Annotated in this window: 13 protein-coding genes and 1 riboswitch; of the genes, 9 read left to right on the forward strand and 4 right to left on the reverse strand. The window is 42.5% G+C overall.

Annotation, left to right across the window (positions count from 1 at the left end):
* Positions 1-29 precede the first annotated feature (29 nt).
* Entirely contained in the window at positions 30-1,199 is a 1,170-nt protein-coding gene (locus MHI53_RS04065; RefSeq protein ID WP_340372817.1) for a HAMP domain-containing sensor histidine kinase, read from the reverse strand.
* A gap of 286 nt (positions 1,200-1,485) precedes the next feature.
* On the opposite strand from MHI53_RS04065, the gene MHI53_RS04070 reads away from it, so the two are divergent.
* The 8 genes from MHI53_RS04070 (at position 1,486) to thiC (ending at position 10,427) form a co-directional block, all read left to right on the forward strand.
* Entirely contained in the window at positions 1,486-2,412 is a 927-nt protein-coding gene (locus MHI53_RS04070) for a glycerophosphodiester phosphodiesterase (protein ID WP_061143867.1), read from the forward strand.
* 135 nt (positions 2,413-2,547) lie between these two features.
* Positions 2,548-3,687, forward strand: coding sequence for a zinc-dependent alcohol dehydrogenase (locus MHI53_RS04075; RefSeq protein ID WP_061143866.1), 1,140 nt, complete (start codon positions 2,548-2,550; stop codon positions 3,685-3,687).
* Positions 3,688-4,124: 437 nt separating this feature from the next.
* On the forward strand, positions 4,125-5,087 hold the full coding sequence (locus MHI53_RS04080; RefSeq protein ID WP_340372818.1) for a DUF4822 domain-containing protein: 963 nt from the start codon (positions 4,125-4,127) through the stop codon (positions 5,085-5,087).
* Positions 5,088-5,299: 212 nt separating this feature from the next.
* On the forward strand, positions 5,300-5,752 hold the full coding sequence (locus tag MHI53_RS04085; protein ID WP_061143864.1) for a nucleoside deaminase: 453 nt from the start codon (positions 5,300-5,302) through the stop codon (positions 5,750-5,752).
* Between the two features lie 350 nt (positions 5,753-6,102).
* Positions 6,103-6,561, forward strand: coding sequence for a hypothetical protein (locus MHI53_RS04090; protein WP_340372819.1), 459 nt, complete (start codon positions 6,103-6,105; stop codon positions 6,559-6,561).
* 250 nt (positions 6,562-6,811) lie between these two features.
* Positions 6,812-7,345, forward strand: coding sequence for a histidine phosphatase family protein (locus tag MHI53_RS04095; protein ID WP_340372820.1), 534 nt, complete (start codon positions 6,812-6,814; stop codon positions 7,343-7,345).
* A gap of 145 nt (positions 7,346-7,490) precedes the next feature.
* Positions 7,491-8,279, forward strand: a complete 789-nt coding sequence (locus tag MHI53_RS04100; RefSeq protein ID WP_340372821.1) for an HAD family hydrolase — start codon at positions 7,491-7,493, stop codon at positions 8,277-8,279.
* A gap of 115 nt (positions 8,280-8,394) precedes the next feature.
* Positions 8,395-8,510: riboswitch (TPP riboswitch) on the forward strand.
* 135 nt (positions 8,511-8,645) lie between these two features.
* Positions 8,646-10,427, forward strand: coding sequence for a phosphomethylpyrimidine synthase ThiC (gene thiC, locus MHI53_RS04105; RefSeq protein WP_340372822.1), 1,782 nt, complete (start codon positions 8,646-8,648; stop codon positions 10,425-10,427).
* A gap of 245 nt (positions 10,428-10,672) precedes the next feature.
* Here thiC and MHI53_RS04110 read toward each other — a convergent pair whose 3' ends face one another.
* The 3 genes from MHI53_RS04110 to MHI53_RS04120 form a co-directional block, all read right to left on the reverse strand.
* A complete protein-coding gene (locus MHI53_RS04110) occupies positions 10,673-11,038 on the reverse strand; it encodes a carboxymuconolactone decarboxylase family protein (protein WP_061143858.1) in 366 nt (121 codons plus the stop codon).
* A gap of 106 nt (positions 11,039-11,144) precedes the next feature.
* Positions 11,145-11,879: a cytochrome c oxidase assembly protein gene (locus MHI53_RS04115; protein ID WP_340373640.1), complete on the reverse strand. Its 735-nt coding sequence runs from the start codon at positions 11,877-11,879 to the stop codon at positions 11,145-11,147.
* 37 nt (positions 11,880-11,916) lie between these two features.
* A complete protein-coding gene (locus MHI53_RS04120; protein WP_340372823.1) occupies positions 11,917-12,435 on the reverse strand; it encodes a DUF2243 domain-containing protein in 519 nt (172 codons plus the stop codon).
* A 282-nt stretch (positions 12,436-12,717) separates the two neighbouring features.
* On the opposite strand from MHI53_RS04120, the gene MHI53_RS04125 reads away from it, so the two are divergent.
* On the forward strand, positions 12,718-13,698 hold the full coding sequence (locus tag MHI53_RS04125; RefSeq protein ID WP_340372824.1) for an NAD(P)H-quinone oxidoreductase: 981 nt from the start codon (positions 12,718-12,720) through the stop codon (positions 13,696-13,698).
* Positions 13,699-13,781 lie beyond the last annotated feature (83 nt).

Raw genomic sequence — 13,781 nt, forward strand, 5'->3', positions numbered from 1 at the left:
CGGCAATGGGGGTCATCCTTATTTTATGTTTATTTGGTTTCTTTATAAAAAGGCAAATGAATCGTGAAGGATGTCCCTTTGTTCAATTCGCTGTGGACGACGATTTTCCCTTTGTATTTTTGAACGATGGAATAACAAACGGTCAACCCGATGCCTGTTCCCCTATCTTTCAGCGAATAAAACGGAGTTCCTAGAGCTTCGAGCTGATCTTTGGAAAGGCCGATGCCAGTATCCGTTATTCGTATTTTGGCCATATGGCGCTCCTGCTCGGTTTCGACATTGATGAAACCAGCATCGTTCATTGATTCAATTCCGTTTTTCATGATATTGACGAGTATTTGTTTAAGCTCGATTGGATTCATATTCAATTGTAGGTTACAGCGGAAATCAAGGCGGAAGCCTATATTGCGATTATTGGCAAAGCTGGTCAATAAATCGGAAACCTTCTGGATTTCATCATTTAAGCCAATGACCTGTTTATCACCCGTATGCGGCTTTGCCAAGGATAAATAGTCATTGATGATTACCTGTGTATATTCAAGTTCAGTAAGCATGGTTTGTACATAAAATTTTTCCGTTTCATTCAGTTCTTTCTCTTGATCTAATAGTTGGGCAAACCCTTTCACGACTGTAATGGGATTCCGGATCTCATGCGCAATGGTCGCAGCAAGCTGACCAACCGAACTCAATTGCTTGGCTTGCTGAATTTCCTTCTGGAAGGCATTTGTCGATTCCATCCGATTATGGGTTCCAATGAATACAAATACCAATATGATTTGGATGGCAATGAAATTCAATATGTTTCCAAAGCTATCCAAGGAGACATATTCATAAGTGTTTTGAAGATCTGTATGCGAAATGATAAGGATGAAAGCAGGACCTAATATGATATTTAACGTCGCGACAATATAAAAACCGATTTTATCGAAGAGAAAGATTGGAATCAAGGGCGCTAATGCAAATAATGCCAGCATGATTGCGGTATCAGGAAATACCCAGAATTTACTATATAAATAAACAGTGATTAAGGAAATGAATAATCTTTTATAAAAGTTGCCTTCTGTTTTAATGAAAAATAGCAAAGATATGATCATTCCAGATATGAGGATGACCTGAAAAGTCATTTCGTAAGGATTTTCCTTCCAACTGATGGGTGATACGGATATGCCTACCAATAGTAAAAAGGATATCATGCCCATAAATGCCCTCATGATCAATCGTTGTTTGTTTTGGTAATATTGATGGTTTTTTTAACATAATTCCCCTTAAGATTAATGTTCTGTTTGTTCAATAGTAAGCTGATACGTGTTTTTTGTAAATCGCTTAATGTTGAAAGTTTCCATAAAATGTTGATTTGCGCCCTCCTCATGCCCAGTAGGTCATTATATTCATTTTACCTATTATAGGGTTTCTTTACACGATAACTGCTGCAGCTTCACATTTCCCTTTTAAACTGATGGTAAAGATGGAGGGGAGAGAGGGAAAGTGAAAAAGAGCATAAAGAAAGCAGGGGTAAGCATGATAGGTGCGGCCTTTATATTGCAGGCTGTTTCTATGAGTGCATCGGCAGCACATGAAAATCATTCGAATTCACCTATTTATGAGGACAAAATCGTGAATATTGCACATCGCGGGGCATCCGGTTACGCACCTGAACATACGATTCCCGCCTATCAATTAGGAGAAAGGATGAAGGGTGATTACATAGAAATCGATCTCCAGATGACAAAGGATGGAAGATTGATAGCGATGCATGATGAAAGTGTCGATCGCACGACGGATGGCACTGGCCTTGTGAAAGATTTAACGCTGACCGAAATCAAAAAACTGGATGCCGGTACGTGGTTCAATGACAAAAATCCACAATTGGCAAAAAAGAAATATGAAGGGTTAGTCGTTCCCACCTTGGAAGAAGTCTTTAAGAAATTCGGCAGGGAGGCCAATTACTATATAGAAACAAAGTCCCCTGAAGTATATCCAGGAATGGAAGAAGAACTGCTGAAGGTTTTGAAGGATTATAAAATGGTGGATTCAAGGGGGCATACCAAAAATGTTCTGATCCAATCGTTCAGCAAGGAAAGCCTTTTGAAAGTTCATGATCTGAATCCAAAGTTACCTCTAGTGCAACTTTTTTCTTATAAGACTCAAGCAGCCATTTCTGAAAAGGAATTGCAATCCATTAAGCGATATGCAATGGGAGTCGGCCCAAACTTCAATATGGTGGACGGAACATATGTGAAAATGGTCAGAAATCATGGCCTCCAATTTCATCCCTATACAGTCAATGAAAGGACTGATATGAAAAAAGCACTGGACTGGGGGGCAACGGGGGTATTTACGAATTATCCGGATGTGTTTAACGAGGTCTTAAGAGAGTATAAACATAATCATAGACTTAACAAGGAGAAATAATAAGCCACAATGAAGGATTTCATTGGTGAGTCACGATTATCCTGTCTGATTATTGGGGAAAATTAGGATAACAAGGCTTGCCAATCTTTGTAAGCGGGTATAGCAGGATTATTAAGAATTTTTAGGAGGCTGATCATGAAGGCAGTTACTTTTCAAGGGGCAAAAGATATTCAGGTGAAGCAAGTTGAGGATCCGAAGCTTCAGCAGAAGGAAGATATCATCGTACGAGTTACTTCAACGGCAATCTGCGGATCCGATCTCCATATCTATCAGGGGGCTTTGCCGACGCATAAAGATTATGTCATAGGTCATGAGCCGATGGGCATCGTTGAAGAAGTCGGACCCGAAGTAACGAAGGTGAAAAAAGGGGACAGAGTTGTCCTGCCTTTCAATATTTCATGCGGGCATTGTTATTATTGTGAGCATGATATGGAGAGTCAATGTGATAATTCCAATCCAAACGAAGCGGTGGATACAGGGGGATACTTTGGTTTTACAGAACGTTATGGAAACTATCCCGGCGGGCAGGCGGAATATTTAAGGGTCCCATTCGGGAATTTCATGCCTTTTGTCATCCCGGAGTCTTGTGAGCTTGAAGATGAGGCGCTTCTGTTCATGTCCGATGTGCTGCCGACCGCCTATTGGAGTGTAGAGAATGCCGGCGTGAAAAAAGGGGATACGGTAGCGATACTTGGCTGTGGCCCGATTGGCTTGATGGCACAGAAATTCGCCTGGATGAAAGGCGCAAAGCGAGTCATTGCCATCGACAATCTTCCTTATAGGCTCAATAGGGCGAAGCAGATGAATAAGGTTGAGATATATAATTTCGACGAATATAACGATATGGGCGGCTATATTAAGGAAATCACTTCAGGCGGGGCGGATGTCGTGATAGATTGTGTCGGAATGGATGGCAAGAAATCGGCGATTGAGGCTATCGAGCAAAAGCTGAAGCTTCAGGGCGGGACGCTAAGTGCAATAGAGATTGCGATTAAAGCTGTTCGCAAATTCGGCACGCTCCAGCTGACTGGGGTGTACGGATCCAAATATAATATGTTCCCATTAGGCGATTTATTTGAACGGAACATCAACATTAAAATGGGACAAGCACCGGTCATTCATTATATGCCCATGCTTTTTGACAAAATAACAACTGGGGAATTTGATCCTACTGAAATCATATCCCATCGAGTCCCTCTCGAAAAAGCGGGAGAAGCTTATCAAATCTTTAACGATCATGAAGACGAATGCATTAAAGTGGTGTTAAAGCCATAATGATAGATGATAAAAATCCAATGCAGCTAATGCATTGGATTTTTTTAGTTGGCGCCACAATTTCAATAGGGGCGTAAATGAAAGAGAGATAAATAAAATGATGAGCGAAATCGCTGGAACAGGAAGCAAAGTTTATCTTTAAGAAGTTCCGATTGTGACATACAAAGAATTTTTAAGAATAAGTTTATCTTTTTTTAAGAATTTATTTAGAGGCAGTTTATAACTGGGGACTATCATGATAGTAGTGGTAACAAGGTTCTTTGAATGCATCTTGTGCGTTTCAATTCCCAATCAATTCAAGCGGCAGAACACAAGGAGGATGTTGTTGGCAACGGAGCAAGATAGTCAGATTTTATAAGCTTCCCAGTAATGAATTACTGTTTAGATAGTAGGACATTCTAACATACACCACAATCAAGAAATGAGGAGAAATGAAAATGAACAAAAAAGCAAAAGCAATAACATCATTAGCGCTTGGATTCACATTATTCTTAACGGGCTGCAACACTAACACCAAAGAAAATGATAATGAACAGAAGCAAGAACAAGCCGATAAGAAAACTGACAAGGAAGATAAGTTAACTAAAGGCCAGGAAATGGCTAACACGCTTAGTAGCACAAATTGGCAGGGTACAAAAGTGTATGACAAAGATAATAATGATTTAACAAAAGAAAATGCTAATTTCATTGGCCTTGCTAAATATGATGCGAAGTCAGGGAGATATGAATTTTTCGATGCAAAGACAGGAGAAAGTCGTGGCGATAAAGGAACATTCTTCATCACTAATGATGGGAAGAAGAGAATATTAATTTCAGAATCAATGAATTATCAAGCAGTGGTTGACATGGAAAAAATAGATAAAGATGTTTTTACTTATAAAAGAATGGGAAAAGATGCTAATGGCAACGATGTAGAGGTATTCGTTGAACATATTCCATATAAAGAAAAAGAGCTCTCTTTCACTGATCCGGACAAGAAGTTGGACGCTACTACAGGGGATATTGTTAAAGACGTTGATGGAGATAAGATCTTAGGTAGTACCCTTTGGCACGGAACAAAGGTAGTAGATGAAGACGGTAATGATGTAACCAAGGCCAATTCGAATTTTATAAGCTTGGCAAAGTTTAATGACAAGAATAATAAATATGAGTTTTTCAATGGTGAAACAGGCGAAAGCCGCGGTGATTATGGCTACTTCGCTATTGTACACGAAAATAAAATAAGAGCTCATGTTTCAATTGGAAATAATAAATATGGTGCCGCTCTTGAGCTTACCGAATTGAATGAAAATAAATTCACGTATAAAAGAATGGGTAAAGACAACGATGGCAAGGACATAACTATATTCGTTGAACATGAACCTTATAAAGGTGATCTTAAACCAAAATTCACTAAATGAAGTAAGACTAGCAGCTAGTCAAAAAGGGAATGGTTTCTCCGTTCCCTTTTTGTTTTCATGCAAGAAAAAAGGAAAGTGAACCATATTCAAATTAAGCAATGTCATGGACAATGCCCTATAATTACTTTAACGATCTTTTGATCAAGGCTGTTTTCGCATGGGTGAATAGCTGCGGAAACAGCCTTAATTAAAACATTGATGGAGGTTTTGAAATGGATAAATTCATGGAACGAGCAGTAGAACTAGCGATAGGAAATGTTCGTGAGGGTGGTCAACCTTTTGGTGCAGTACTTGTGAATCATAACCAGCTTGTAGCTGAAGGCGTCAATGAGCTGCATAAAACTTATGATATTAGCGGGCATGCGGAATTACTTGCCATCCGGCGCGCCCAAGAGGAATTTCAAACGAATGATCTATCCGGTTATACCATGTATGCAAGTGGGGAGCCTTGTCCGATGTGTCTAACGGCAATGTACTTTGCCGGAATCAAGAAGGTTTTTTATTGTGCTTCAGTCGAGGATGCAGAAGAAGTGGGTTTAGGGAAATCTAAGAGTATATATGAGGATTTGCAAAAGACTAAAGCAGAACGCTCACTTTCGATGATACAAATGCCATTAACTGAAGGGCAAAACAATCCAATGAAGCTTTGGAAGCAGCGATCGTAGTCTTTGGAGACTGTAGGTTATTAATTCGGGAAAAAAATCCATAGTAACGATAAAAGTCCAATTCCTCCATTTAAGTCCTGGGAATTTGGACTTTTTTTATTTACTTAGAGCATATTCGGAACTTCATGCCGTTTGTCATCCCATAGTTTCATGAACCAGAAGATGAGGCGCTCCAGCTCATGTCCGACATACTGCCGACCGCCGACCGCATATCCGTGTGTAGTGAATGCTGGCGTAAAAAATGTGCTTTTGGTAGGTTGCACAAAGGGTTTCAAATGAGCTTAAATAAATGTTTTTGGTAAGGAAAAGAAGTATTATATAATGTTAGTGACAATAGGAGGGTGTTTTAGATGGTATATAATTCGGCAGCGGAACTTTGTGAGGGGATTGAACAAGTGTATCCTTCCATTCACGTTCAATTGACGATGGAAATAGTCGATAAGAGATTGGGACCTGTAAAGGCGGAGGCAGAGATTTCCATCAAGCCCGTTAAGTCACAGGGGTATCTTGAAGTGCTGGTGGAAGAATTGGAATCGGAGCATATCTTTGCTGATGAAAATGGAAGCATCTATGGCAGCTTTGGCATTGATCAAAGCATCGAGATCTATGATGAAGTGCTGGCCGTCATTCCATTCGATGAGATAATCGGCAAGGAAAATTGGAATGAGATAGTGGATGCCTCAATCACAGAGAATAAGCTTAAGGAACAGCTCGGAAAAGCCCTAAATGATTATCAATTCAGTGATTTAAGCGGAAAATATAAATTCAGGAAAAGATGTACGATCACCGAGCTTCAATTCATAGATTGATAGATCAATGGAGAAGGCAAATGCTTTCTCTTTTTTCCTTCTCTTGATAAATTTTCTCCTTTGTTAGATAAAGTGACGGAAAGGGTAGTAAAGCAGAGAAGTCCACGGCAATATCATCAAGTCTTGCTTGGTCGAGAAATGATAGCGGGACACTTTACAGGGAATATAGAGGCAATGCATTTGTCTTGGTTATATAAAATACATACTGAATCAATCAATAAAAGAATTTGCATGATGAAGAGGAGTACATATGAAAATTGGGTTGGTAAGGCATTTTAAGGTGGCACATGAATTCCCGACCGGGAGATCCGTGTCGGCGGATGACATGAAGCAGTGGTTCATCGACTATGATGCTGCGGATATCATTTATGGATCGACTTCATTAGGTCAGGCGGAGTGGGAGGAATGCTATTGCAGCGATATGCCGAGAGCGGTCAAGACAGCGGAACATATTTTCCCTGGCACGATTCATTTTATGGAAGAACTGCGGGAAATCCCTTCCCCACCCCTAAAAGGGGAGTTGAAGCTGCCGTTCATCCTTTGGGCCATTTGGATTCGCTGCTGCTCTGTCATGAACAAGCAAACGAGAGCGGAAATAAAGCGTGCAAAGCGGAGGATCAATAAAGCATTGGACGAGATCTTTGCGAAGGGGGAAAGGGATGTCTTGATCGTGAGTCATGCCGCACTTATGGTCTTTTTAAGGAAAGAGTTGATAAGACGGGGGTTCGGCGGTCCCCAATTCAAGCTTGCCAGCAATGGAAGGCTGTATGTTTTCGAAAGGTGATGAATGAGCATTTAAGCTTCTCAACCAGGAAAGCAGAAAGTTACTGTCATTTTCCGAATAATTATTCATTTCCCCATGATTGTAGTTTATGATTGTACTAATGTAATTTTAGCGAATTCCATAATGGGGAAAGAGGTCGGATATTTTGATTAAGGCAGTTTTTTTTGATTTGGATGATACATTACTATGGGATCAGAAAAGCGTGAAAGAGGCTTTTGTTGCCACATGCGAAGCGGCTAGGGAGAAATATGATTTAAATGTCGGCGAGCTTGAAGACGCGGTGCGAAAGGAAGCGCGTGAGCTTTACTCTTCTTACGATACATATGCATTTACACAAATGATCGGAATCAACCCTTTTGAAGGACTGTGGGGAAATTTTAACGATGATCATGAGCAATTCCGGAAGATGGCGGAGATTGTACCGGCTTATCGCAGTGAAGCTTGGACGAGGGGCTTGAAGTCATTAGGTATCGATGACCCTGAATTCGGCCTTGAACTGGCAGAACGTTTTCCAGCGGAAAGGCGTAAAAAACCGTTTATCTACGAAGAGTCCTTCCAAGTTCTGGATGAATTGAAGGGGAAGTACAAATTACTTTTGCTGACGAATGGTTCACCAGAACTGCAGAATACCAAACTTGAAATCACACCGGAACTGGTCCCTTATTTTGATCGAATCGTCATCTCAGGAGCGTTTGGCCGCGGTAAACCGGATGCGTCCATTTTTGAGCATGCTTTGAAAATCATGGAGCTGGATAAAGATGAAGTATTGATGGTCGGCGATAATTTGATGACGGACATCCTCGGGGCATCGAGAGTGGGTATAAAGTCGGTCTGGATAAATCGCGAGGATAAGGAACGGACTGAGGTGGTTCCAACCTATGAAATCAAGCATTTGAAGGAGATCTTCCCTATTCTTGAGAGCCTGGAAGATTAAGTCATTGATCTCGATTGCTTAATGATTCAGGGAGCGGATGATAGAAATATTAGGACTTTAAAATGATTTACAGAATGAAACGGGTGAGATATAGTTACCCTGTGTTCGATTATATTGTTCAGACTAGGGGTGTCCAATAAACGTTGGGCTGAGAGAGAAGCGCGTAAAGCTTCTTAACCCTCAGGACCTGATCTGGTTCATACCAGCGTGGGGAAGTTAGAATCTACTAAGCAATGACGATACATGGGGTCATTTCTGTAGTCATACTAACGTCAGCCAGGTCTTGAATCGGAGATCTGGCTTTTTCGTGCGAAAATGAATTGGATTTTGTCCTTTTTAAATCAATTAAAAAGGAGAAATGAAATCATGATGGGTAATTCAGTAAACGACTTGAACGTTTCGATTATGTCCAGTTTTGCAGGAAGTAAAAAAGTGTATGTAGAGGGATCCAGACCGGATATTAAAGTACCAATGCGTGAAATTACGCTAAGTCCGACTACCGGGACCTTCGGTGAGGAGGGAAATCCGCCTTTACGGGTGTATGACACGAGCGGTCCCTATACGGATACGGCATATCCGGTGGATATTCATAAAGGCCTCGACCCGATCAGACGCAGCTGGGTCCTGGAGCGTGAAGACGTCGAGGCCTATGATGGACGGGAAATAAAACCCGAGGATAATGGATACAAAAAAACAGGGTCACAATCCAATGCCGATATCTTTCCAGGATTGAAACGGAATCCGTTACGGGCGAAGGTGGGGAAAAATATTACCCAGCTCCATTATGCACGCAAAGGCCTCATTACACCTGAAATGGAGTTCATCGCGATTAGGGAAAATGTCGACCCCGAGTTCGTGAGAGAAGAGGTAGCGAGCGGAAGGGCGATCATTCCTGCAAATATTAACCACCCTGAAAGCGAGCCGATGATCATCGGACGTAATTTTCACGTGAAAATAAATGCCAATATTGGAAACTCGGCCGTCAGCTCATCGATTGAAGCCGAGGTGGAGAAAATGACTTGGGCGACCAGGTGGGGAGCAGACAACATCATGGACCTTTCCACAGGGAAGAATATCCATACGACACGGGAATGGATCATCAGGAATTCGCCGGTGCCAGTTGGAACGGTCCCGATCTATCAAGCGTTGGAAAAAGTGAATGGAATTGCAGAAGACTTAAATTGGGAGGTCTTTCGGGACACGTTAATCGAGCAGGCTGAGCAGGGAGTCGATTACTTCACCATACATGCTGGTGTGCTTTTGCGGTATATCCCCCTAACGGCAAAGCGGGTAACGGGGATCGTATCCAGAGGCGGGTCGATCATGGCTCGATGGTGCCTGGCCCATCACAAAGAAAGCTTTCTCTATACTCATTTTGAAGAGATTTGTAAAATCATGAAGGCATATGATATCTCATTCTCATTGGGAGACGGGCTTCGTCCCGGATCGATTGCAGATGCGAACGATGAAGCACAATTTGCAGAATTGGAAACATTGGGGGAATTGACGAAGATCGCTTGGAAGCATGATGTTCAAGTCATGGTGGAAGGTCCTGGACATGTGCCGATGCATTTGATCAAGGAAAACATGGATAAGCAGCTGGAAGTGTGTCAAGAAGCCCCGTTCTATACTTTAGGGCCTTTGACAACAGACATAGCTCCTGGCTACGATCACATTACATCGGCGATTGGTGCTGCAATGATTGGCTGGTTTGGAACGGCCATGCTCTGTTACGTAACACCTAAAGAGCATCTGGGCCTTCCGAACAAGGAAGATGTTCGAGTCGGTGTCATTACTTACAAAATTGCCGCCCACGCAGCTGACCTTGCAAAGGGCCATCCGCATGCACGAAAACGTGACGATGCCCTCTCCAAGGCTAGGTTCGAATTTCGGTGGAGAGATCAATTCAACCTTTCCCTCGATCCCGAAAGAGCTGTCGAATACCATGATGAAACTCTGCCGGCTGAAGGTGCCAAAACGGCACACTTCTGCTCCATGTGCGGACCTAAATTCTGCAGTATGAGAATTTCTCAGGACATACGTGATTTAGCGAAAGAAAAGGGGCTCGGTTTTGAAACCGTAATTGGCGAAGGACTAAAAGAAAAAGCGAATGAGTTCAGGAAAACGGATGGAACCATCTATCAATGATTGGTGAGAGGCAGAATTCGCTGAATCGGGTCATCCAAATAAAAGGTGAAATGAAAGTACTGGAAGCAAAATTGGAGCAACTGAAGAAAGAGCTGAACATGCTTCGGGAAAATTGCACGCATGAATTTGAAAAAAAAGACTATATACAAAAATGCATAAAATGTCACTTAATCGAAAGTCTGCATTGGTAGAGATTATTCATTGGGAAAGGAAAAGGGATAGGACCAGTCCTATCCCTATCTTTATTATTGTTTCATCTGATTGATTTCCTGGATGCACTCCTGGACGAGGGTCACTGCCTGACTCATGGTCGCACCTCCGCCGAATGCCGCTGTAACACCAACGGCTTCAAGGATTTCCTGTTCCGAACAGCCTTGATCCAGGCACCCTTTAGTATGATAGATGATGCAGTATTCATCTTGTGAGTACAAACTGATTCCCAATGCGATAAGCTGTTTTTCCTTTTTGGTCAATTGACCTTCTTTAAAGCACTCTTCCGTAAAGGAATTGAATTTCTCGGCAAGGTCGGGCATTTTCTCCGTAAAGGCACCAATTCCAGCCTTATAATCATGAAGAGCATTTTCAGTAGAATTCTTTGCTTCAAATTCCATTTTCCATTCAGCTCCATCCTAAGTTTAATTCATCAAAAATTAGTATGAGCCAAATGGAGCCTGATTAATCAAGAAACATCGGAGTTTATTATTGATCTTTTTGTCGCTAAATGGCAATTGATTCCTTCGGACGGGCAGCTTTGAACCATTGGCAGCAAAGGATGCAGATAAGCACAAGGTCAACGGCATCACCTGCATAGTACATTAACATTCCGCCACTCTCTGCCTGTTCCTTCATGACTCCGCTAGGTGGATGGGCATATATGTATTTAGAAAGGATATCATGTCCGGCCAATGAAAGGGCAAACACGATCATCCGGAACTTGAAGGTGAGCGGGTGCGGTGCCGGATCGATGTAAATCATGGAGGCAGTGAATAAATAGCCCGCTGCGAATACATGGAAATGCACCAATGCGTGCAGCGTGATATTGTGCTGCATCGCCCCATACAGGCCAGTCGTATAGAGGATCCATAGCCCGCCAATATTGAGAATGGACGCAGAGATGGGGTGGCTTATAATCCGCAATGGCCAGCTTTTCAACAATCTAGATAGGCGGCGGGCCGATTGCACATCCAACGTTCTAAGAGCAAGTGTAATGGGGGCGGCGAGTACCAAGAGAATGGGTGCAAGCATTCCAAGCAATAAATGGCCGACCATGTGTGCCGTAAAGTCCATATGTGCCCGAGCGGCTATGGGGCCGACTATTGCAGAGGCTGCACTCATGACGCCAAGAATCCAAAACAACGTGCGCGATAATGGCCATTTTTTATATCGGCGTCCTGAATATAAGGCAGCTCCTATATATATCAAGATAACTAGTGCGAATGATCCCAACAGCATCGGTTCAAACCAAGCGCCGCCATCATGAAGATGTCCGTCACTGTGCATGATGGTTGTCCGCTTTCACATTAAGTAAGCTGCGCCGTGTCCGGATGATCAAGACAAGGCCGAACAAAATCATTGCAGACGCTGCGATGTTCCAAATCAAGTCATAAGGGCGAATATCGACATTGTAACGAATCTGATGGAGACGCATGAGCTTGTGCTGGACGATGCCGTCATACAATTGAAAGAAGCCTGCCCCAAGCAATACGCCCCCGGCCCACCTTTTCAGCCATAAACCTTTTCGGCGACGAAGATCGGCAAACATGAACAAAGACCCTACTGTTGCGAACCAACTGAGGGCATGAAACAAGCCGTCCGAGACCAACCCAATACTGGACGTGGATTTGTCATAGAAGTGATGCCAATGTAATAGTTGATGGAAGATGGCCTCATCGATGAAGGCAATCAGCCCGATGCCAAAAAGAATGCCGGACCATAAATTGCGGGCCGAGTAAGCATAGCGTATTTCGGCAATGGAATGATCCTTTTGATTCCTCGGTTTGAATTCCATATGGTTATCCTCCTCTGTTAATTAAATTTCTTTATTGTGTATCGATTTCCTTAATATGGTTCTTTTACTTTACCCTGTTTTGTAAGGAATAGACAGGGTAAAGGGACCTTTTATGCTTCATTATTTATGGAGACGTATAGAACGGCATCTTCATGGCTTGATTCTGGCAGGATCGGACCGAATCATTTGCGTGTGGATATATTTTGGAGTAGCATAGTTTCCATCTTCAAGACAAACCATTTTAAAGAAGAAAAGCCATTTAATCATAAGGGAGTGGGATGCATGAAAGCTGTAGTGGTAAAAAAACCGGGTGGCCCAGAGCAGTTGCAGTTTCAAGATTTTTCAAAGCCTAAGGTCGAAAACGGAGAAATTTTAATAAAGGTGAAAGCATCTGCAATCAATAGGACCGATATCGTTTCACGGGAAGGTAAATCGGGATACATGGCCAACCCAATATTAGGGATTGAGGTATCTGGAGAAGTAGTGGAAAAAGGTGCGGGGGCAAACATAGAGTTAGGGACGAGGGTAATGGGGCTTGTGAATGGCGGCGGTTATGCAGAATATGCTGTGATGCCGGCAGACAGGGCAATGAAAATACCGGATAACCTGTCATTTGAAGAGGCGGCAGCTATTCCCGAAGTATTCTTGACCGCTTACCAAACTTTATTTTGGTTAGGCGGATTAACCGATGCAGATACCGTATTGATTCATGCAGGCGGAAGCGGTGTCGGCACGGCAGCCATCCAACTGGCTAAGAAATTGACAAAAGCAACAATCATCACCACTGCAGGGTCAAAGGAAAAATTGGATTTCTGCCGCTCACTGGGAGCAGACATATGCATTAATTATAAAGAACAAGCTTTCGATGAGGAAGTGCTGAGGGCCACCAATAATCTAGGAGCGGATGTTATTCTCGATTTCATCGGTGCTTCTTACTGGGAGAAAAATCTTAAGAGCATCAATACCGATGGACGCTGGGTATTGATCGGCATCCTTGGCGGAACTGTTGTGGAAAAAGTGAACCTTATGGAACTTCTTTTAAAAAGGGTGCAAATAAAAGGAACTTTATTGACTCCCCGAAGTGATGCGTATAAAAAAGAGTTGACGGAGGAGTTCGTTTCAAGTGTGATGCCGTTTTTCCTCAACCATGAAATCAGGCCAATCGTGGATCGCGTCTTCCCTTTTGCAGATATTCAAAGGGCCCATGAACATATGGAGGCGAATAAGAACGTAGGTAAAATCATATTGAAGATAAATGAATGATTCCTGCAAGGATGGCGGAGGCCTTCACTCATGGGAATCTGATATAATCACTGATATATGAAGGAAGTTTCCTTGAATGAAAT

The organism is Peribacillus sp. FSL E2-0218, assembly GCF_037992945.1.
Classification (GTDB): domain Bacteria; phylum Bacillota; class Bacilli; order Bacillales; family DSM-1321; genus Peribacillus; species Peribacillus simplex_B.